The organism is Rhodobacter xanthinilyticus (assembly GCF_001856665.1).
Taxonomy (GTDB): domain Bacteria; phylum Pseudomonadota; class Alphaproteobacteria; order Rhodobacterales; family Rhodobacteraceae; genus Rhodobacter; species Rhodobacter xanthinilyticus.
Genome location: NZ_CP017781.1, coordinates 2,206,101 through 2,225,896, shown reverse-complemented (window position 1 = coordinate 2,225,896; position 19,796 = coordinate 2,206,101). Strand labels below are relative to the sequence as shown.

Below are 19,796 nucleotides of genomic sequence, written 5' to 3'. Positions count from 1 at the left end.
GAGCCCCGATGACCCGTTTCCCCGCCCGTCTTGCGCGCCTCGCCCCCGGCCTTCTGGCCGGGCTGGCGGCCTGCGCGCCGGCGGGGGCCGCGACCGATGCGGGCGCCTCAGCGCCGGTCTATCGCGGGGTCGAGACCCGGCTTCTCGACGGGGATCTGGTGGAATTTCGCGTGGCGGTTTCCGATGCCGCGCAGGGACGTCAGCAGGTCGCGGATTACGCGGTCTGTGCGGCGGCGCAATATGCGCTGATCCGCGGTTATGGCTTCGCGCGCCATGTGCGCACGAAGGTTTCGCACAACGGTGGCATCTGGCGGGCAGATGCGGTCTACACCATCTCGCCCGCGCTGCCCCGCGGCTTGCGGACGATCGACGCGGAAGTGACGGTCGCCGATTGCGCGGATCAGGGAATACCGACGGTTTGAAGATAAGGCGGTCTGAGGGACAAAATGGCTGAGTTTCTGGCAACACCACTGGGCACGGCGCTCCTGATCGTCGTGCAGGCGCTGGGGATCATCGCATTCGTGATGATCTCGCTGCTCTTCCTGGTCTATGGCGACCGCAAGATCTGGGCGGCGGTGCAGATGCGCCGCGGCCCGAACGTGGTCGGCCCCTGGGGCCTGCTGCAATCGGTGGCGGATGCGCTGAAATATGTCGTCAAGGAAATCGTCGTGCCGGCGGGCGCCGACAAGTTCGTATATTTCCTCGCGCCGGTGCTCAGCTTCATCCTCGCGATGGTCGCCTGGGCGGTGATCCCGTTCAACGAGGGCTGGGTGCTCTCGGATATCAACGTGGCGATCCTCTATGTCTTCGCGATCTCCTCGCTCGAGGTCTATGGCGTGATCATGGGCGGCTGGGCGTCGAACTCGAAATATCCGTTCCTCGGCTCGCTGCGCTCGGCCGCGCAGATGATCTCCTATGAGGTCTCGCTCGGGCTGATCATCATCGGCGTGATCCTCTCGACCGGCTCGATGAACTTCTCCGATATCGTCAATGCGCAGAAGGGCTCCTTTGGCCTGTTCAACTGGTATTGGCTGCCGCACCTGCCGATGGTGGCGCTGTTCTTCATCTCGGCGCTGGCCGAGACGAACCGCCCGCCGTTCGACCTGCCGGAAGCGGAATCGGAACTCGTCGCGGGCTTCCAGGTGGAATACAGCTCGACGCCGTTCCTGCTGTTCATGGCCGGCGAATATATCGCGATCTTCCTGATGTGCGCGCTGATGTCGCTGCTGTTCTTCGGCGGCTGGCTCTCGCCGATCCCCGGCATCCCGGACAGCGTGCTGTGGATGGTCGCGAAGATGGCGTTCTTCTTCTTCCTGTTCGCCATGGTGAAGGCGATCGTGCCGCGCTACCGCTATGACCAGCTGATGCGGATCGGTTGGAAAGTGTTCCTGCCGCTGTCGCTCGGTTGGGTCGTTCTGGTGGCATTCCTTGCGAAATTCGAAGTTCTCGGCGGCTTCTGGGCCCGCTGGACGATGGGGGGCTGAGACATGGCTTTCGACTACGCACGCGCTGCAAAATATTTCGTCCTGTGGGACTTCATCAAAGGCTTCGCGCTCGGCATGCGGTATTTCGTGGCGCCCAAGCCCACGCTGAACTACCCGCATGAAAAGGGCCCGCTGTCGCCGCGCTTCCGCGGCGAGCACGCGCTGCGCCGCTATCCGAACGGCGAAGAGCGCTGCATCGCCTGCAAACTCTGCGAGGCGATCTGCCCCGCGCAGGCGATCACCATCGACGCCGAACCCCGCGAGGACGGCTCGCGCCGCACCACGCGCTATGACATCGACATGACGAAATGCATCTACTGCGGCTTCTGCCAGGAAGCCTGCCCGGTCGATGCGATCGTCGAGGGCCCGAATTTCGAATTCGCCACCGAGACCCGTGAAGAGCTCTTCTACACCAAGGAGAAGCTGCTCGATAACGGTGCGCGTTGGGAGGCCGAGATCGCCCGCAACCTCGAGCTGGATGCGCCCTACCGATGACCGAAGAATTCTCGAAACTCTTTTCGGCGATGATGGAGCAGGGGGCGGAGATGGCCCGCCTGTTCAATCCCGCGCTCGAGAGTTTCAACCCCGCCGCCTTCGAGAAGCTGTTTCCGACCATGTCGAAGGACATGATGGAGATCTGGTTCGGCAAGACCTTCAACCGTGAAGGTCTCGATGCCCGCACCCGGCTGCTCGTGACGATTGCGGCGTTGACGGTCTTGGGCGCGCAGGCCGATGCGCAGCTGCGCCTGACGATCCGCCACGCGCTGGAGGCGGGGGCCACCCAACGGGAGATCGCCGAGACGATCTTCCAGATGAGCATGTTCGGCGGGGTGCCCGCCATGACCCGCGCGCTGGAGATCGCGCGTTCGGTCTTTGACGAAAAATCGGGGGAAAACACATGACGGTGTTTGCATTCGCCTTTTACCTCTTCGCCATTACGGCGGTGGTCGCGGGCTTCATGGTGGTCGTGTCGAAAAACCCGGTCCACTCGGTTCTCTGGCTGATCCTGACCTTCCTCTCGGCGGCCGGGCTCTTCGTGCTGATGGGGGCGGAATTCGTGGCGATGCTGCTGATCATCGTCTATGTCGGCGCGGTCGCGGTGCTGTTCCTCTTCGTGGTGATGATGCTCGATGTCGACTTCGCCGAGCTGAAGGGGGAACTGGCGCGCACGATGCCGCTCGGGCTCCTGATCGGCGTGGTGATGCTGGTGCAGATCGGCGCGGGCTTCATGGCCTGGCATTCGGCCGAGGGCGCCGAGGGCTTGCGCGCGGTGCCGCTGGTCGAGGGCCAGCAGAACGCGGTCGCGCTCGGCATGGTCATGTATGACAAATATCTCTACCTGTTCCAGGCGGCGGGGCTTGTGCTGCTCGTCGCGATGATCGGGGCGATCCTGCTGACGCTGCGCCACCGCAAGGATGTCAAGCGGCAGAACGTGATCGCGCAGATGCACCGCGATCCGGCCAAGGCGCTCGAGCTCGTGGATGTCAAACCGGGGCAGGGGCTGTGATGAACACCAAGATCAAGATGAAGACGGGCGCGAACCCGGAGGGACAGCGATGATCGGACTTGAACATTATCTCGGCGTGGCGGCATTGCTGTTCGTCACCGGCATCTTCGGCATCTTCGTGAACCGCAAGAACGTCATCGTCATCCTGATGTCGATCGAACTGATCCTGCTGGCGGTGAACATCAACATGGTCGCCTTCTCGACCCATCTGGGCGATCTGGTGGGCCAGGTCTTCACCATGCTGATCCTGACCGTCGCCGCCGCCGAGGCCGCGATCGGGCTCGCGATCCTGGTGGTGTTCTTCCGCAACCGCGGCTCGATCGACGTCGAAGACGTCAACGTGATGAAGGGGTAAGCGCCAATGGAAACGATCATCCTTCTTGCGCCCCTCGTCGGCGCGATCATCGGCGGCTTCGGCTGGCGCGTGATCGGCGAAAAGGGCGCGATGACCGTCACGACGGGTCTGCTGTTCCTCGCCTGCGCGCTCAGCTGGGTCGTGTTCCTCGGCCAGGACGGCACCACCCGCCACGTCGAGCTCTTGAGCTGGATCCAGTCGGGCGGGCTCGACACCTCCTGGGGGATCCGCGTCGACCGGCTCACCGCGATCATGCTGATCGTGGTCACCACGGTCTCGGCGCTCGTGCACCTCTATTCCTGGGGCTACATGGCCCATGACGACAACTGGACCCATCACGAGCATTACAAGGCGCGCTTCTTCGCCTATCTGTCGCTCTTCACCTTCGCGATGCTTTCGCTGGTGACCGCCGACAACCTCGTGCAGATGTTCTTCGGCTGGGAGGGCGTGGGTCTCGCCTCCTATCTGCTGATCGGCTTCTACTACAAGAAACCCTCGGCCAATGCCGCCGCGATCAAGGCTTTCGTGGTCAACCGCGTGGGCGACTTCGGCTTCTCGCTGGGGATCTTCGGTCTCTTCTTCCTGACCGGCTCGATCAACATGGATGTGATCTTCGCCGCCGCCCCGCAGCTCGCGGAGACCTCGATCCATTTCCTGTGGCGTGACTGGAACGCGGCCAACCTGATCGGCTTCCTGCTGTTCATCGGCGCGATGGGCAAATCGGCGCAGCTCCTGCTGCACACCTGGCTGCCCGACGCGATGGAAGGCCCGACGCCGGTTTCCGCGCTGATCCACGCCGCGACCATGGTGACGGCGGGCGTGTTCCTCGTCTCGCGGATGTCGCCGCTCTTTGAATTCGCGCCCGAAGCCAAGATGTTCATCGTCTATATCGGCGCCACCACCGCCTTCTTCGCGGCGACCGTCGGCCTCGTGCAAAACGACATCAAACGCGTCATCGCCTATTCGACCTGTTCGCAGCTCGGCTACATGTTCGTGGCCGCCGGCGCGGGTGTCTATTCGGCGGCGATGTTCCACCTGCTGACCCACGCCTTCTTCAAGGCGATGCTGTTCCTCGGCGCGGGCTCGGTCATCCATGCGATGCACCACGAGCAGGACATGCGCAACTACGGTGCGCTGCGCAAGAAGATCCCCTTCACCTTCTGGATCATGATGATCGGCACCTTCGCCATCACCGGCGTCGGCATCCCGATGACCTCGATCGGCTTCGCGGGCTTCCTGTCGAAGGACGCGATCATCGAGAGCGCCTATGCCTCGGGTTCGAGCTATGCCTTCTGGGCGCTCGTGATCGCGGCGGGGATGACCTCGTTCTACTCGTGGCGCCTGATCTTCATGACCTTCTACGGCAAGGAAAAGGGCGATCATCATGCGCATGAACATGCCCATGAAAGCCCGATGGTGATGCTGGTGCCGCTCGGCGTGCTCTCGCTCGGCGCGATCTTCTCGGGGATGCTGTGGTACAACAGCTTCTTCGGCGATCATGCCAAGGTGCTGTCGTTCTTCGGCATGCCCTCGCATGAGGTGTCGGCGACCGAAGGCCATGCGACCGAAGCCGCTGCGGGCCATGCGACCGAAGCCGCGACCCATGTCGCGACCGAGGCCGAGACCGCCGGTCTGGCGGCCGAACATGCCACGGCCCATGCCGGCGCTCCGCAAGGCGCGATCTTCATGGCGCCCGACAACCATGTGATGGACGACGCCCACCATGCGCCCGCCTGGGTCAAGGTCTCGCCCTTCGTCGCGATGGTGATCGGCTTCGTGATCTCGTGGATCTTCTACATCGCCAAACCCGCCCTGCCGTCGCGTCTCGCCGCGGCCAACCCCGCGCTCTACGATTTCCTGCTCAACAAGTGGTATTTCGACGAGCTCTATGACGCGATCTTCATCCGTCCGGCGCAGTGGCTCGGCCGCTTCTTCTGGAAAAAGGGCGACGGCGCGGTCATCGACGGGGCCATCAACGGGGTGGCGCTCGGTCTCGTGCCGCGGCTGACCCGTCTCGCTGGCCGGGTGCAATCCGGCTATCTCTTCCACTACGCTTTCGCCATGGTCGTCGGCATCGTGGTGCTCATGTTCTGGGTCGTTCTGACCGGGGGGTCGCACTAATGCAGAGCCTGCTTTCCATCATCACCTTCACGCCGCTCGTCGCGGCGGCGATCCTCGCGCTCGTGATGCGCGGGGGCGGGGAGGCGGCGGACCGCAACGCCAAATGGTTTGCGCTCACCGCGACCACGGCGACCTTCCTGATCTCGCTCTTCCTGCTGGCGGGCTTCGATGCCTCGAACACCGGCATGCAGTTCGTCGAGGACCGGCCCTGGATCATGGGGCTGCACTACAAGATGGGCGTCGACGGGATCTCGATCCTGTTCATCCTTCTCACCACCGCGCTGATGCCGCTGACCATCGCCTCGGCCTGGCATGTCGACAAGCGCGTCAAGGAATACATGATCGCCTTCCTCGCGCTCGAGGGGCTGATGATCGGCGTCTTCGCCGCGCTCGACCTCGTGCTCTTCTACCTGTTCTTCGAGGCCGGCCTGATCCCGATGTTCCTGATCATCGGTATCTGGGGCGGCAAGGACCGGATCTACGCGACCTTCAAGTTCTTTCTCTACACCTTCCTCGGCTCGGTGCTGATGCTGGTGGCGATGGTCGCGATGTATATGAGCGCGGGCACCACCGATATCGTCGCGCTGATGGCGCATGATTTCCCCTCGACCACGCTCTCGGTCTTCGGCTTCACCGTCGTCGGCGGGATGCAGACGCTGCTGTTCCTCGCCTTCTTCGCCTCCTTCGCGGTGAAGATGCCGATGTGGCCGGTGCATACCTGGTTGCCCGACGCCCACGTTCAGGCGCCGACCGCCGGTTCGGTCGTTCTGGCCGCGATCTTGCTGAAGATGGGGGGCTACGGCTTCCTGCGCTTCTCGCTGCCGATGTTCCCGGTGGGCTTCGAGGTGATGACGCCCTTCGTGCTCTGGATGTCGGCGATCGCGATCGTCTACACCTCGCTCGTCGCGCTCGCGCAATCGGACATGAAGAAGCTGATCGCTTACTCCTCGGTCGCGCATATGGGCTATGTCACCATGGGGATCTTCTCGGCGACCCAGCAAGGCATCGACGGCGCGATCTTCCAGATGATCTCGCACGGCTTCGTCTCGGGCGCGCTCTTCCTCGCGGTCGGCGTGATCTATGACCGCATGCACACCCGCGAGATCGATGCCTATGGCGGCCTCGTGACCCGGATGCCGGCCTATGCGCTCGTCTTCATGTTCTTCACCATGGCCAACGTCGGCCTGCCGGGCACCTCGGGCTTCGTCGGCGAATTCCTGACGCTGATGGGCACCTTCCAGGTCAACACCTGGGTGGCGATGGTCGCGACCTCGGGCGTGATCCTGTCGGCGGCCTATGCGCTGTGGCTCTATCGCCGCGTGGTGCTGGGCGATCTGATCAAGGAAAGCCTGAAGACCATCACCGACATGACCGCCCGCGAGAAATGGATCTTCGCGCCGCTCGTCGTGATGACGCTGGTGCTGGGTGTGTACCCGAGCCTCGTCACCGACATCATCGGCCCGTCGGTCGGCCAGCTCATCCAAGACTACCACGCCAGCCTGCCCGCCGAAGTTGCGGCGGCGGCCGGGCACTGAGGGGAAACGACAATGACTTTCGCGGATTTCTCCACGATCCTCCCGGAATTCCTGCTGGCCGTCTTCGCGATGGGCGCGCTTTTGGTGGGCGCCTATGGCGGCAAGGACAAGATCGCCGTGCCGCTCCTGTGGGTGACGGTTGCGGTCATGGTCGCCTTCGGCGCCTGGATCGGGCTGCGCCTGCCCGGTGAGGGCACCGCTTTCGGCGGGCTCTTCATCGACGACGCCTTCGCGCGCTTTGCCAAGGTGGCGATCCTGTTCTCGGCCGCCGCGGTGATCGCGATGAGCGCCGATTACATGCTCCGCCGCGGCCTGCTGCGCTTCGAATTCCCGATCCTGGTCGTCCTCGCCGTGATCGGCATGATGATGATGGTCTCGGCCGGCGATCTGATGTCGCTCTACATGGGCCTCGAGCTGCAATCGCTCGCGCTCTATGTGGTGGCCGCGATGCGGCGCGACTCGGCGCGCTCCTCGGAAGCGGGTCTCAAATATTTCGTGCTGGGCTCGCTCAGCTCGGGCCTGCTCCTCTACGGCGCCTCGCTGACCTATGGGTTCGCCGGCACCACCTCTTTCGCGGGCATCATCTCGGTCGTGACCGAGAGCGGGCATCTGCCGCTCGGCGTGCTCTTCGGCATGGTCTTCCTGATCACCGGCCTCGCGTTCAAGGTCTCGGCGGTGCCGTTCCACATGTGGACGCCCGACGTCTATGAAGGCTCGCCGACCCCGGTCACCGCCTTCTTCGCCACCGCGCCGAAAATGGCCGCGATGGCGCTGATCGCGCGGGTGCTGCAAGATGCCTTCGGTCAGGTCACCGCCGAATGGGGCCAGGTCATCGGCTTCATCGCGCTCGCCTCGATGTTCGTGGGCTCGATCGCCGGTATCGGCCAGAAGAACATCAAGCGCCTGATGGCCTATTCCTCGATCGCCCACATGGGCTTTGCGCTCCTCGGCCTCACCGCCGGCACCGCCGAGGGCGTGCAGTCGATGCTCCTCTACATGGTCATCTATATCGGCATGAACATCGGCGTCTTCGCCTTCATCCTCTCGATGGAGCGCGACGGCCAGCCGGTGACCGAGATCGCCGCGCTCAACATGCTCTCGAAGACCGAGCCGCTGAAAGCCTTTGCGCTTCTGGTGCTGTTCTTCTCGCTCGCGGGCGTGCCGCCGATGCTCGGCTTCTTCGCCAAGTTCGGCGTGCTGAAAGCGGCGGTGGATGCGGGCTATGTCGCGCTGGCGACGGCCGGTGTGGTCGCCTCGGTGATCGGCGCCTTCTACTACCTGCGTGTGGTCTACTACATGTATTTCGGCACCGAGACCGACGCGCTCGACAGCCGGATGCCGGCGGTGCAATGGCTGTTCCTGATCGCTTCGGCGGCGATCATGGTGGCGGGCGCCTTCAACCTCTTCGGCATCGAAGGCGCCGCGCAGGCGGCGGCGGCTGCGCTTGTCCACTGATCTGGGAACCTGGCCCGAGGGCGTGGCGCGCCACGTCCTCGCCCGGGTCGAGACCACCATGGCCGAGGCCTCCCGTCTGGCCCCGCATCTTGCGGGGCCTGCGTGGATTCTGGCCCATGAGCAAACCGCCGCGCGCGGGCGGCGGGGCCGGCCCTGGCGGATGCCGCCGGGCAATTTCGCCGCGACGCTCGTCTTCCACCCGCCCGGCGGGCCCGCCCATGCCGCGCTTTACTCCTTCGTGGCGGCGCTCGCGCTCGACGAGGCGCTGGGATATCTGCTCGGCCCCGCCGCGCGGCTTTCGATCAAATGGCCCAATGATGTGCTCCTCAATGGCGGCAAGATCGCCGGGATCTTGCTCGAGAGCCTCGGCATCGGCGGGCAGATCTCGCATCTCACCGTCGGCATCGGCGTGAACCTCGCCGCGGCCCCGCCGCCCGCGGATCTCGAGCCGGGCGCGATGGCGCCGGTCTCGGTCGCGGGGGAAACCGGGCTCACGATCACGCCCGAGGAGCTCCTGACCCCGCTCGCCGCCGCCTTCGACCGCCGCGCGCGGCAGTTCGAGACCTATGGCTTCGCGCCGATCCGCACCGCCTGGCTCGCCCGCGCCGCCCGGCTTGGCGAGAAGGTCATCGCGCGCACCACCACCGAGACGCATGAAGGCGTCTTCGAAACCATCGACGAGAGCGGCGCGATGATCCTGCGCACCGCCCATGGCCCCCGCGCGATCGCCGCGGCGGACGTGTTCTTCTGAGGAGAGAGCCCATGCTGCTCTGCATCGACTGCGGCAATACCAACACCGTCTTCTCGATCTGGGACGGGAGCGAGTTTCTCGCCACCTGGCGCATCGCGACCGACCACCGCCGCACGGCGGATGAATATTTCGTCTGGCTCTCCGGGCTGATGGCGCTCAAGGGCGTGCCGCGCGGCATCTCGGAGGCGATCATCTCCTCGACCGTGCCGCGGGTGGTGTTCAACCTGCGGGTTCTGTGCAACCGCTATTACGATTGCCGCCCGCTGGTCGTGGGCAAGCCCGATTGCGCGCTGCCGGTGGGGCCGCGGGTCGACCCGGGCACCACGGTCGGCCCCGACCGGCTGGTCAATACCGTCGCGGGCTATGACCGCCACGGCGGCGATATCGTCGTGGTCGATTTCGGCACCGCGACGACCTTCGACGTGGTGGCCTCGGATGGCGCCTATATCGGCGGCGTGATCGCGCCGGGCGTGAACCTCTCGCTCGAGGCGCTGCATATGTCGGCCGCGGCGCTGCCGCATGTCGATGTGACCCATCCCGCGCAGGTGATCGGCACGAATACGGTGGCCTGTATTCAATCCGGGGTCTATTGGGGGTATATCGGTCTTGTCGAAGGGATCGTGCGCCAGATCCGCGCCGAGCGCGACCGCCCGATGAAGGTGATCGCGACGGGGGGGCTCGCCGGGCTCTTCGATCAGGGGTTCGACCTCTTCGACGCAGTCGAGGACGACCTGACCATCCATGGGCTGCGGCTCATCCACGATTACAACAAGGGGCTGAGCCAGTGAGCGAACGGCTGATCTATCTTCCTCTGGGCGGCGCCGGCGAAATCGGCATGAACGCCTATGTCTATGGCTACGGCCGGCCGGGGAAGGAGCGGCTGATCGTCGTCGATCTGGGCGTGACCTTCCCGGATATGGAGGGCTCGCCCGGGGTCGATCTGATCATGGCCGATGTCGCCTGGCTCGAGGAAAACGTCGAGCGGATCGAGGCGGTGTTCATCACCCACGCCCATGAGGACCATATCGGCGCGCTGCCGCACCTCTGGCCGAAGCTGAAAAAGCCGATCTATGCGCGCCGCTTCACCGCCCGCATCGGCCAGATGAAGCTCGAGGAGGCCGGGATCGCCTCGAACGACCTGCATGTCGTCGAGCCGCGCCCGACGGTGATCGAGGCGGGGCCGTTCAAGGTGCAATTCGTGCCGGTCTCGCATTCGATCCCGGAAAGCTCGGCGCTGGTGATCGACACGCCGGCGGGGCGCATCGTGCATACCGGCGATTTCAAGCTCGACGGCAACCCGGTGGTGGGCGAGGCCTTCGACCCGCTGCTCTGGCACGAGATCGCCCATGAGGGCGAGGGCGTGAAGGTTCTGGTCTGCGATTCGACCAACGTCTTCTCGCCGCAGCCGGGCCGCTCGGAGGCAACGCTCGCCGGGCCCTTGGCCGAGATGATCGCGGCTCAGACCGGGATGGTCGTGGCGACCACCTTCGCCTCGAATGTCGCGCGTCTGAAGACGCTGGCGGAAGCGGGGCGCGCCGCGGGGCGGTCGGTCTGCCTCTTGGGCCGCGCGATGAAGAAGATGGTGACGGCGGCCGAGGAGACCAATGTCCTCACCGGCTTTCCCGGCCATGTGCCCGCCGAACAGGCGGTCGAGCTGCCGCGCCAGAACCTGATGCTGATCGTGACCGGCAGCCAGGGCGAGCGCCGCGCCGCCTCCGCGCAGCTCTCGCGGGGCAAATATCTCGGGCTCGAGATGAAGGAGGGGGATACCTTCCTCTTCTCCTCGCGCACGATCCCGGGCAATGAGCGCGGCGTGATCCGGATCATGAACGCGTTTTCGGAAATGGGCGTCGAGGTGATCGACGACCGCGGCGGGCTCTACCATGTCTCGGGCCACGCGAACCGCCCCGATCTCGAGGCGGTGCATGACCTCTTGCGCCCGCAGATCCTGATCCCGATGCACGGCGAACACCGCCACATGCGCGAGCACATGAAGATCGCGCTGGCCAAGGGCATCGCCTCCGAAGTCGCGACCAATGGCACGATGCTCGACCTGACCGGCCCGGCGCCGAAGGTCGTCGAATATATCGAGGCCGGGCGGACCTATCTCGACGGCACGGTGCTGATCGGGGCGATGGATGGCGTGGTGCGCGACCGGATCCGCATGGCGCTGAACGGCCATGTGCTGATCACGGTGATCATCGATGAGGATGACGTGCCGCTCGGCGATGCCTGGGTCGAGCTGATGGGCCTGCCCGAAACCGGCCGCGGCGGCGCCGCGATCGCCGACCGGATCGAGGATGAGCTGGCCGAGTTCCTCGAACGCGCGCCCGACAAGGTGATCGGCAATGACGACAAGATGGACGAGGCGCTGCGCCGGATCGCGCGGCAGGTGACCATGGAAGAGATCGGCAAGAAGCCCGAGGTCACCGTCGTGGTGAGCCGCCTGATGGCGGATTGATCGCCCGATCAGAGAGAGCAAAAGCGGCGGGGGGAAACCTCCGCCGTTTCGCTTTTGGCGGGCGGGCAGGGGGGCGCTGCCCCCCGGCTTCGCCTCCCCCCGGGATATTTATGGCAAGATGAAATCCACCTCTTTCATCTTGCTGCAAATATCCCGGGGGTGAATGGCCGCAGGCCAGAGGGGGCAGCGCCCCCTGACCCGGCTCCAAGAAAAAGCCCCGGTCGCCTAGTGCGCGCCGGGGCTTTTCATCGAAGGGGGCTCGGTCTCAGCTTTCGCTGGTTCCGCTTTGCGGCGCCGGGGTGGGCGCGGCCTCGGGGGCCTCGGCTTTGGGCGCGGCGGTTTCCTGGCTCACCGGCGTCTCGGCGGTTTCGGCTTGCAGATCCTCGGCCTCGGGCTTGGCGGCCGGACGCGGGGTGGTGCGGAAGCTGCGCAGCAGGAAATCGGGCACATGGTCGCCCATGCCGACGACCACCGGGCCGTTGTCGCGGCCGCGACCGCGGTCGCGGTTCTCGCGGCGGGGGTCCTCGCGGCGGGGGTCTTCGCGGCGCTCATCACGACGATCCTCGCGGCGCTCTTCGCGGCGGGGGGCTTGGGCGCGGGGGGCGCTCTCCTGCGGCTCGGGGGCGGCGAGCGGCGTTTCGATCACCTCGGCCTCGAGGGCGCGCGGGGGTTCGGTGCGGTCGCCGCGTTCGGTGCGCTCGCCCCGTTCGCCCCGGCCACGGCCGCCGCGGCTGCGCGATTTGCCCGCGCCGCCACGGCCGGGTTTCTCGTCATATTGCTTGGGTTCGCGATGCGCGGCTTCGGAGAGGGTGAAGCCCTCGGGCGCCTCGACGCGCGGGATCTCCATCTTCACCAGCGCCTCGATCGCGGCGAGATATTTCGCATCCGAGGGCGTCGAGATCGAGAAGGCGGTGCCGAGCCGCCCGGCGCGGCCGGTGCGGCCGATGCGGTGGACGTAATCCTCGGCATGGCTCGGCAGGTCGTAGTTGAAGACATGGCTCACCGCCGGGATATCGAGCCCGCGCGCGGCCACATCGGAGGCGATCAGCAGTTGCAGCGAGCCGTCGCGGAAGCTGTCGAGGGTCTTCATCCGCTGCGACTGCTCGAGGTCGCCATGGATCGGCGCGGCGTTGAAACCGTGCGTTTTCAGCGACTTGGCGACGATATCCACATCCGATTTGCGGTTGCAGAAGATGATCGCATTGGTGCAGGCCTCGCCTTCGGCATTGATCAGCGCGCGCAGGAGTTCGCGTTTGGCCTTGGCGGCCTGATCGCGGCGCGGCGGGGTGATCTCGACGAGTTTCTGGGTGATCGTCTCGGAGGTGGTGGCTTGCCGCGCGACCTCGATACGCTCGGGCGCATGCAGGAAGGTGTTGGTGATGCGTTCGATTTCCGGCGCCATGGTGGCCGAGAAGAACAGCGTCTGGCGGGTGAAGGGGGTGAGCTGGAAGATCCGCTCGATATCGGGGATGAAGCCCATGTCGAGCATCCGGTCGGCCTCGTCGACGACCATGATCTGCACGCCGGTGAGCAGGAGTTTGCCGCGCTCGAAATGATCGAGCAGGCGCCCCGGGGTGGCGATCAGCACGTCGACGCCGCGGTCGATCAGCTTGTCCTGCTCGCCGAAGGACACGCCACCGATCAAGAGCGCCTTGGTGAGCTTGGTGTGTTTGGCGTAGATGTCGAAGTTCTCGGCCACCTGGGCGGCGAGTTCGCGCGTCGGGCAGAGCACCAGCGAGCGCGGCATCCGGGCGCGGGCGCGGCCCTTGGCCAGAAGCGTGATCATCGGCAGCGTGAAGGAGGCGGTCTTGCCGGTGCCGGTCTGGGCGATGCCGAGCACATCCTTGCCCTCGAGCGCGTGGGGGATGGCGCCCGCCTGGATCGGCGTCGGCGTTTCATAGCCCGCTTCGACAATGGCGGTGAGGACCTTCGGGTCCAGCTTCAGGTCGGAAAATTTGGTCATTAGCGTCCTTCGTTGCGGTATCGGACCGCAGGGTGGAGGGACGCGGCCTTTGGCGCCCCGGTCTGCCCGCCGGATGCGGGTCTGCGGCTGCATAGAGGAAATGCGACAAAACGTCAATCTTCGAGGCACGCGGCCCGGGGGGCGGGCATTGACGGCGTGCGCGCGCTCTGGCAGGGGTGAAGGCAACCGAAGGAAAGCCGATATGAACCTGTTTGCCGATATTCGTCTCGCGGTGATCGCCGCTCTGGATGCTCTCGTGGCCGAGGGGGGGCTCCCCGCGGGTCTCGATTATGCGAATGTGGCGGTCGAGCCGCCGCGCGACGCGCTCCATGGCGATATGGCGACGAATGCGGCGATGGTGCTGGCGAAGCCCGCGGGCGCCAAGCCCCGCGACATCGCCGAGGCGCTGGCTGCGAAGCTCGGGGCGGATGCGCGGATCATGGCGGCCGAGGTGGCGGGGCCGGGGTTCCTGAACCTGCGTCTGGCGCCCGGCGTCTGGGCCGATGTGGTGCGCGCGGCGCTCAAAGCCGGGGCGGGCTACGGGCGCTCGAGCCTTGGCAAGGGCGTGAAGGTCAATGTCGAATATGTCTCGGCCAACCCCACCGGCCCGATGCATGTCGGCCATACCCGCGGCGCGGTCTTTGGCGATGCGCTGGCGAGCCTGCTCGATTTCGCGGGCTATGAGGTCACGCGCGAATATTACATCAACGACGGCGGCGCGCAGGTGAATGTGCTCGCGCGCTCGGCCTATGAGCGCTACCGCGAGGCGAACGGGCTCGAGCCCGAGATCCGCGAGGGGCTTTACCCGGGGGATTATCTGATCCCGGTGGGCGAGGCGCTGAAGGCGAAATATGGCGAGAGCCTGCTGGGCCAACCCGAAGAGGTCTGGCTCGCCGATCTGCGCGAATTTGCGACCGAGGCCATGATGGGCATGATCCGCGAGGATCTGGCGCTTTTGAACGTCAAGATGGACGTCTATTCGAGCGAGAAGGCGCTTTACGGCACCGGCAAGATCGAGGCGGCGCTGAAGCGGCTCGAGGATCTCGGGCTGATTTATGAGGGCGTGCTGGAGCCGCCGAAGGGCAAGCTGCCCGAGGATTGGGAGGAGCGCGAGCAGACGCTGTTCCGCTCGAGCCAGTTTGGCGATGATGTCGACCGGCCGGTGAAGAAATCGGACGGCTCCTGGACCTATTTCGCGCCTGATATCGCCTATCACTTCGACAAGGTGGAGCGCGGGTTCGACCAGCTGATCGACGTTTTCGGCGCCGATCATGGCGGCTATGTCAAGCGGATGAAGGCGGCCGTTGCTGCGCTTTCGGAAAACCGCGTGCCGCTCGATATCAAGCTCATTCAGCTCGTGAAGCTCTTCAAGAACGGCGAGCCCTTCAAGATGTCGAAGCGCGCGGGCACCTTTGTCACGCTTCGCGATGTGGTCGAGCAGGCGGGGGCGGATGTCACGCGCTTCCACATGCTGACCCGCAAGAACGACGCGCCGCTGGATTTCGATTTCGACAAGGTGCTCGAGCAGTCGAAGGACAACCCGGTCTTCTATGTGCAATATGCCCATGCCCGGGTGGCCTCGGTGCTGCGCAAGGCGGCCGAGGCGGGGGTGGATGTCTCGGATGCGGCGCTTGGCGCGGCGGATCTGAGCCTCAACACCCATCCCGCCGAGCTCGAGCTCGCCCGCAAGATCGCCGAATGGCCCCGCCATGTCGAGATCGCCGCGCGCGCCAACGAGCCCCATCGGATCGCCTTCTTCCTCTATGAGATCGCTTCGGATCTGCATGCGCTGTGGAATCGCGGCAATGAGGAGCCGGCTTTGCGCTTCGTGCAGGACGATGCCGCGATCACATCGGCGAAAATCGCCCAGGCGCGGGCCTGTGCCGTTGTCATTTCCGCGGGTCTTGGTATTCTTGGCGTGACCCCGGCCGAAGAGATGCGCTGAAGCGTGCCCCGCCGGGTTTTCGGCAGTTGTGTCGGGTGACCGACGGCGAGGCAGGCATGGCGAGCTCATATTCCCGTCACGGGGGCGATTACGGCTATCAGGAGCCGGGCTGGCAGGGCGGTGAGCCCGGGGCCTATGGTGCGCCCGAGCCTGACGCGCCCTATCCTGGCGCGCCGCTCGACCCGGCGGCGCCGGTGCCGGTCGCCTCGCGGCTCGTGCAATATGCCGGCGCGGCGACCTCGGTGGCGCTGATCCTCGGGGTTGTGATCTGGGGCTATCGGCTGGCGGTGCGCGATGTCTCCGGGGTGCCGGTGATCCGCGCGATTGCGGGGCCGGCGCGGATCGCGCCGGAGGATCCGGGCGGGGATCTCGCGCGTCACGTCGGGCTTGCGGTCAATCAGGTGGCGGGGACGGGGCTTGCCGCGCCCGGGCCCGAGCGCGTCGTGCTGGCGCCCGCGCCGAGCGATCTCGCGCCCGAGGATCTGCCGATGACCGGGGTGAAGCTCGACCGCGAGGGGCGTGCGATTGTCGCCAAACCGGCGGCGAGCGTGCAGCCTGCGGCGCTGCCGGTGGCCGAGGTGCCGCGGGTGGGCGCCGGGGCGGTGACCGGCAAGGTCGAGGCCCTGCCCGAGGGCGAGGTCGATGAGGAGGGCGCCGCTGCGCCCGCGCCCGCGCCCGAGGTGGAGGCCGCGCCGCAAGCCGTCGCCCCGCCCGCCGCGCCCGCGCCCGCAGCCGAGGCCGCCGCACCCGAGGTCGCACCCGAGGCTGCGCCGGAGGCGCCGGCGCTCAAGATCATTCCCGCTTCGGTCCCCGGGGTTGCGGTCTCGCCGCGCCCGCTCGCGCGGCCGGGCAAGGATTTCGGCACCGAGGCGCTCGCCGCCGCGCTGACCCGCGAGATCGGCGGCGAGACCGCGCCCGCGGTGCGCGAGGTCGAGGCCGCGAGCCTCAAGGAGGGCACGCGCCTCGTGCAGCTTGGCGCCTTCGACACGCCTGAACTCGCCCGCGCCGAATGGGACAAGGCCGCCACGCGCTTCGAGGCGCTGATGGCGGGCAAGGGCCGCGTCGTGCAGGAGGCGAGCTCGGGCGGGCGCACCTTCTACCGGCTGCGCGTCGAGGGCTTTGCCGATGTCGACGAGGCGCGCCGGTTCTGCGCCGCGCTCGTCGCCGAGGGGCAAAACTGCATCCCGGCGCTGGTGCGCTGATGATCGGCGCGACGATTTTCGGCTGTGCGGGCCCGCGCCTTGCCCCCGAGGAGGCCGCCTTCTTCCGCGCGGCCGCGCCTTGGGGCTTCATCCTCTTTGGCCGCAATATCGAGACGCCCGCGCAGGTCGCCGCGCTCTGCGCCGATCTGCGTGCCGCCGTCGGGCGCGAGGCGGTGATCTTGATCGACCAGGAGGGCGGGCGGGTGCAGCGGCTGCGCGCGCCCCATTGGCGCGAATGGCTGCCGCCGCTCGATCAGGCGCGTGCCGCGCGCGACCCGGTGCGCAGCTTCTGGCTGCGCGCGCGCCTGCAGGCGGCCGAGCTGGCCGCGCTCGGCATCGACGGCAATTGCGCGCCGACCTGCGATGTGGCGGGGCCGCGCACCCATCCGTTCCTGCGCAACCGCTGTTTTGGCACCTCCGCCGCCGAGGTGATCGCGCATGCGCGCGCCACCGCCGAGGGGCTCCTCGCGGGCGGCGTTCTGCCGGTGCTCAAACATATGCCGGGCCATGGCCGGGCCGAGGCCGACAGCCATCTCGACCTGCCCACCGTCACCGCCCCGGCCGCCGATCTGGCCGAGGATTTCGCGCCGTTTGCGGCGCTCGCGGGCATGCCGATCGGGATGACCGCGCATATCCGCTTCACCGCTTTCGATGACGCGCCGGCCACGCAAAGCGCGCGGATGATCGGCCTCATTCGCGAGCAGATCGGCTTTCAGGGCCTTCTGATGACCGATGATATCGGCATGGAGGCGCTCTCGGGCGATATGGGGGCGCGGGCGGCGGCCTCGATCGCGGCGGGCTGCGATCTGGTCTTGCATTGCAAGGGCGACCAGCCCGCGATGGATGCGGTGGCCGCGGCCGCGGGCGCGCTTTCGGGCGCGGCGCTTGCGCGGGCCGAAGCCGCGCTCGCCGCGCGGCGCGCGCCCGAGCCCGTTGACATCTCCGCGCTGGAGGCCGAGTTTGAAAGCCTCCTGAGCGGCGAGGCGCATGGCTGAAGAGGTCCATCTGTTCGAGGCGACGAGTGTCAGCGAGCGGCTTGCGGCCGAGGCGCTGATCGTCGATGTCGAGGGCTTCGAGGGGCCGCTCGACCTGCTGCTCACGCTCTCGCGCACGCAAAAGGTCGATCTGCGGCGGATCTCGGTGCTTGAACTGGCCGAGCAATATCTGCGCTTCGTCGATCAGGCGAAGGCGCTCAGGATCGAGCTCGCGGCGGATTATCTCGTCATGGCGGCCTGGCTCGCCTTTCTCAAATCGCGGCTCCTGCTGCCGCCCGAGCCCGGCGCCGAGGGCCCTTCGGCCGAGGATATGGCCGCGCATCTGGCGTTCCAGCTCGAGCGGCTCGCCGCGATGCGCGAGGCCGCGGCGCAGCTCATGGCGCGCGATCAGCGCGGGCGCGATTTCTTCGTGCGCGGCCAGAGCGAGGAGGTCGCGCGGGTGCGCGCGGTGCGCTATACGGCGACGCTCCTCGATCTCATGCAGGCCTATGCGCGGATCCGCACCCGCGATGAGTTCCGCCCCTATGCCTTTGATCGCAAAGACCTTCTGACGATGGAGCAGGCGCTCGAGCGGATGCGGGCGCTGGTTGGCCATGCGGTCGAATGGACCGATCTCGTCAGCTATCTGCCCGAGGGCTGGGGGATGGATCCGAAAAAGCGCCGCACCGCCACCGCCGCCACCTTCGCCGCCTCGCTCGAACTGGCCAAACAGGGCCAGATCGAGATCCGCCAGAGCGGCACCTTCGCGCCGATCTCGATCCGCGCGCGCACCAGCCCAAGGAGCCGACCCGCCGATGAGTGAGAGCGAGAAATCCCTCTTTGCAGCGCCGCCGATCGCCGAGCAGGAGCGGATGGTCGAGGCGATTCTCTTCGCCGCGACCGAGCCGGTCAGCCTGCGCGAGATGGAGGAGCGGATGCCGCATGGCTCGGACCCCGCCGAGGCGATCGCCTATCTGCGCAAGCGCTATGAGGGGCGGGGCGTGCGGGTGGTGAAGGTCGGCGAGGCCTGGGCGATCCGCACGGCGCCGGATCTGTCGTTTTTGATGCAAAAGGAGGTCGTCGAGACCCGCAAGCTCAGCCGCGCCGCCGTCGAGACGCTCGCGATCATCGCCTATCACCAGCCGGTGACGCGGGCGGAAATCGAGGAAATCCGGGGGGTTGCGGTCAGCCGCGGGACGGTGGACCAGCTGCTCGAGATGGAGTGGATCCGGTTCGGGCGGCGGCGGATGACACCGGGGCGGCCGGTGACCTTTGTGGTCACGCAGGGCTTCCTCGACCATTTCGGCCTCGAATCGGCGCGCGACCTGCCGGGGCTGAAGGAGCTGCGGGCGGCGGGGCTGCTCGATGCCCGCCCGATGCCGGGGGCCGAGGACGAGGACGAGGGCGCGATCGGCCAGAGCGAGCTTTTCGAGGTGTTGGAGGATGGCGATGAGCCTTGAGAAACTGATCCAGATGGTGGTGAACCTGGTGCTCAAGCGGCTGGTGAACCTCGGCGTGACGAAGGGGATCGATCTCGTCGCGGGCAAGGGCAAGCCCGGCGCCAAGATGACCCCCGAAGAACGCGATCAGGCCAAGGGCCTGCGCGAGACGGTCAAACGCGCCCGTCAGGCCGCGCAGATCACCCGCCGTCTGCGCTGAGCGCCTCGAGATAGGCGCGCACCGCGTCCTGCACATGGCGGAAGCGGTCGCCGCCTAGGTGCTTGCCGCCATACCAGCGCGTGACCACGACGAGGTGGCCCTCGAGCCCCGCGCCTTCGAGCATCCGCAAGATGATCGCCCCCGCGCCCGCCTCGCCATCATCGTTCTTCACGCCGCCCTCGGGGCCGAGAAACCCCCAGGAATTATGGGTGGCCTTGGCGTATTTCTTGGCGCGTTTGAGCTCCTTCAAAAGCGCCTTTGCCTCCGCCTCCGAGGCGCAAGGCGCGCCGGATACGGCATATTTCGAGCCGCGGTCGGAGATGATGTTCTCGAGCTGAAGCATGAGGCGAGGGGTAAGCAATCGCGCTCGCGCGCGCAAGAGGG

Annotated in this window: 20 protein-coding genes; 18 read left to right on the top strand and 2 right to left on the bottom strand. The window is 66.5% G+C overall.

Annotated elements, in window-relative coordinates; genetic code table 11:
- The first annotated feature begins 8 nt into the window (after window positions 1-8).
- The 12 genes from LPB142_RS10875 to LPB142_RS10820 are packed head-to-tail and all read left to right on the top strand — an operon-like array spanning window position 9 to window position 11,669.
- The gene (locus tag LPB142_RS10875; RefSeq protein WP_156894364.1) at window positions 9-422 is read left to right on the top strand and encodes a hypothetical protein; all 414 of its coding nucleotides are present in this window, start codon (window positions 9-11) and stop codon (window positions 420-422) included.
- 24 nt (window positions 423-446) lie between these two features.
- Window positions 447-1,484: an NADH-quinone oxidoreductase subunit NuoH gene (gene nuoH / locus LPB142_RS10870; protein WP_068766653.1), complete on the top strand. Its 1,038-nt coding sequence runs from the start codon at window positions 447-449 to the stop codon at window positions 1,482-1,484.
- A gap of 3 nt (window positions 1,485-1,487) precedes the next feature.
- A complete protein-coding gene (gene nuoI / locus LPB142_RS10865) occupies window positions 1,488-1,979 on the top strand; it encodes an NADH-quinone oxidoreductase subunit NuoI (RefSeq protein ID WP_068766654.1) in 492 nt (163 codons plus the stop codon).
- Window positions 1,976-2,386, top strand: coding sequence for a carboxymuconolactone decarboxylase family protein (locus LPB142_RS10860; protein WP_068766655.1), 411 nt, complete (start codon window positions 1,976-1,978; stop codon window positions 2,384-2,386). The genes nuoI and LPB142_RS10860 overlap by 4 nt, the downstream gene beginning before the upstream one ends.
- Window positions 2,383-2,991: an NADH-quinone oxidoreductase subunit J gene (locus LPB142_RS10855; RefSeq protein WP_068766656.1), complete on the top strand. Its 609-nt coding sequence runs from the start codon at window positions 2,383-2,385 to the stop codon at window positions 2,989-2,991. The genes LPB142_RS10860 and LPB142_RS10855 overlap by 4 nt, the downstream gene beginning before the upstream one ends.
- 49 nt (window positions 2,992-3,040) lie before the next feature.
- Window positions 3,041-3,346 carry an NADH-quinone oxidoreductase subunit NuoK gene (gene nuoK / locus LPB142_RS10850; RefSeq protein ID WP_068766657.1) on the top strand — a complete coding sequence of 102 codons (306 nt, stop codon included), beginning with the start codon at window positions 3,041-3,043 and terminating at the stop codon, window positions 3,344-3,346.
- A 6-nt stretch (window positions 3,347-3,352) separates the two neighbouring features.
- A complete protein-coding gene (gene nuoL, locus LPB142_RS10845; protein WP_071166383.1) occupies window positions 3,353-5,467 on the top strand; it encodes an NADH-quinone oxidoreductase subunit L in 2,115 nt (704 codons plus the stop codon).
- Complete coding sequence (locus LPB142_RS10840; RefSeq protein WP_071166382.1) at window positions 5,467-7,002, top strand: NADH-quinone oxidoreductase subunit M; 1,536 nt, start codon at window positions 5,467-5,469, stop codon at window positions 7,000-7,002. Before nuoL ends, LPB142_RS10840 begins: the two co-directional genes overlap by 1 nt.
- A 12-nt stretch (window positions 7,003-7,014) precedes the next feature.
- Window positions 7,015-8,457 carry an NADH-quinone oxidoreductase subunit NuoN gene (nuoN, locus tag LPB142_RS10835; RefSeq protein ID WP_068766660.1) on the top strand — a complete coding sequence of 481 codons (1,443 nt, stop codon included), beginning with the start codon at window positions 7,015-7,017 and terminating at the stop codon, window positions 8,455-8,457.
- Window position 8,458: 1 nt separating this feature from the next.
- Entirely contained in the window at window positions 8,459-9,208 is a 750-nt protein-coding gene (locus LPB142_RS10830) for a biotin--[acetyl-CoA-carboxylase] ligase (RefSeq protein ID WP_156506875.1), read from the top strand.
- Between the two features lie 11 nt (window positions 9,209-9,219).
- Window positions 9,220-9,996, top strand: a complete 777-nt coding sequence (locus tag LPB142_RS10825) for a type III pantothenate kinase (RefSeq protein WP_068766662.1) — start codon at window positions 9,220-9,222, stop codon at window positions 9,994-9,996.
- Window positions 9,997-10,043: 47 nt separating this feature from the next.
- On the top strand, window positions 10,044-11,669 hold the full coding sequence (locus LPB142_RS10820) for a ribonuclease J (protein ID WP_156506876.1): 1,626 nt from the start codon (window positions 10,044-10,046) through the stop codon (window positions 11,667-11,669).
- Window positions 11,670-11,934: 265 nt separating this feature from the next.
- Here LPB142_RS10820 and LPB142_RS10815 read toward each other — a convergent pair whose 3' ends face one another.
- Window positions 11,935-13,632, bottom strand: coding sequence for a DEAD/DEAH box helicase (locus tag LPB142_RS10815; RefSeq protein ID WP_083392666.1), 1,698 nt, complete (start codon window positions 13,630-13,632; stop codon window positions 11,935-11,937).
- A 202-nt stretch (window positions 13,633-13,834) separates the two neighbouring features.
- Here LPB142_RS10815 and argS point away from each other — a divergent pair, with 202 nt between their 5' ends.
- The 6 genes from argS to LPB142_RS10785 are packed head-to-tail and all read left to right on the top strand — an operon-like array spanning window position 13,835 to window position 19,412.
- Window positions 13,835-15,577, top strand: coding sequence for an arginine--tRNA ligase (gene argS / locus LPB142_RS10810; protein ID WP_071166381.1), 1,743 nt, complete (start codon window positions 13,835-13,837; stop codon window positions 15,575-15,577).
- A gap of 56 nt (window positions 15,578-15,633) precedes the next feature.
- Window positions 15,634-16,779, top strand: a complete 1,146-nt coding sequence (locus tag LPB142_RS10805) for an SPOR domain-containing protein (RefSeq protein ID WP_082872955.1) — start codon at window positions 15,634-15,636, stop codon at window positions 16,777-16,779.
- Window positions 16,779-17,774, top strand: a complete 996-nt coding sequence (locus LPB142_RS10800; RefSeq protein ID WP_071166380.1) for a glycoside hydrolase family 3 N-terminal domain-containing protein — start codon at window positions 16,779-16,781, stop codon at window positions 17,772-17,774. The genes LPB142_RS10805 and LPB142_RS10800 overlap by 1 nt, the downstream gene beginning before the upstream one ends.
- Window positions 17,767-18,576, top strand: a complete 810-nt coding sequence (locus tag LPB142_RS10795; protein ID WP_071166379.1) for a segregation and condensation protein A — start codon at window positions 17,767-17,769, stop codon at window positions 18,574-18,576. Before LPB142_RS10800 ends, LPB142_RS10795 begins: the two co-directional genes overlap by 8 nt.
- The gene (gene scpB, locus LPB142_RS10790) at window positions 18,569-19,213 is read left to right on the top strand and encodes an SMC-Scp complex subunit ScpB (RefSeq protein ID WP_071166378.1); all 645 of its coding nucleotides are present in this window, start codon (window positions 18,569-18,571) and stop codon (window positions 19,211-19,213) included. The genes LPB142_RS10795 and scpB overlap by 8 nt, the downstream gene beginning before the upstream one ends.
- Window positions 19,203-19,412 carry a hypothetical protein gene (locus tag LPB142_RS10785; RefSeq protein WP_068766668.1) on the top strand — a complete coding sequence of 70 codons (210 nt, stop codon included), beginning with the start codon at window positions 19,203-19,205 and terminating at the stop codon, window positions 19,410-19,412. Before scpB ends, LPB142_RS10785 begins: the two co-directional genes overlap by 11 nt.
- Here LPB142_RS10785 and LPB142_RS10780 read toward each other — a convergent pair.
- The gene (locus LPB142_RS10780; RefSeq protein WP_068766669.1) at window positions 19,393-19,755 is read right to left on the bottom strand and encodes a YigZ family protein; all 363 of its coding nucleotides are present in this window, start codon (window positions 19,753-19,755) and stop codon (window positions 19,393-19,395) included. The two genes, LPB142_RS10785 and LPB142_RS10780, sit on opposite strands and share 20 nt — an antisense overlap.
- Window positions 19,756-19,796: the final 41 nt, after the last annotated feature.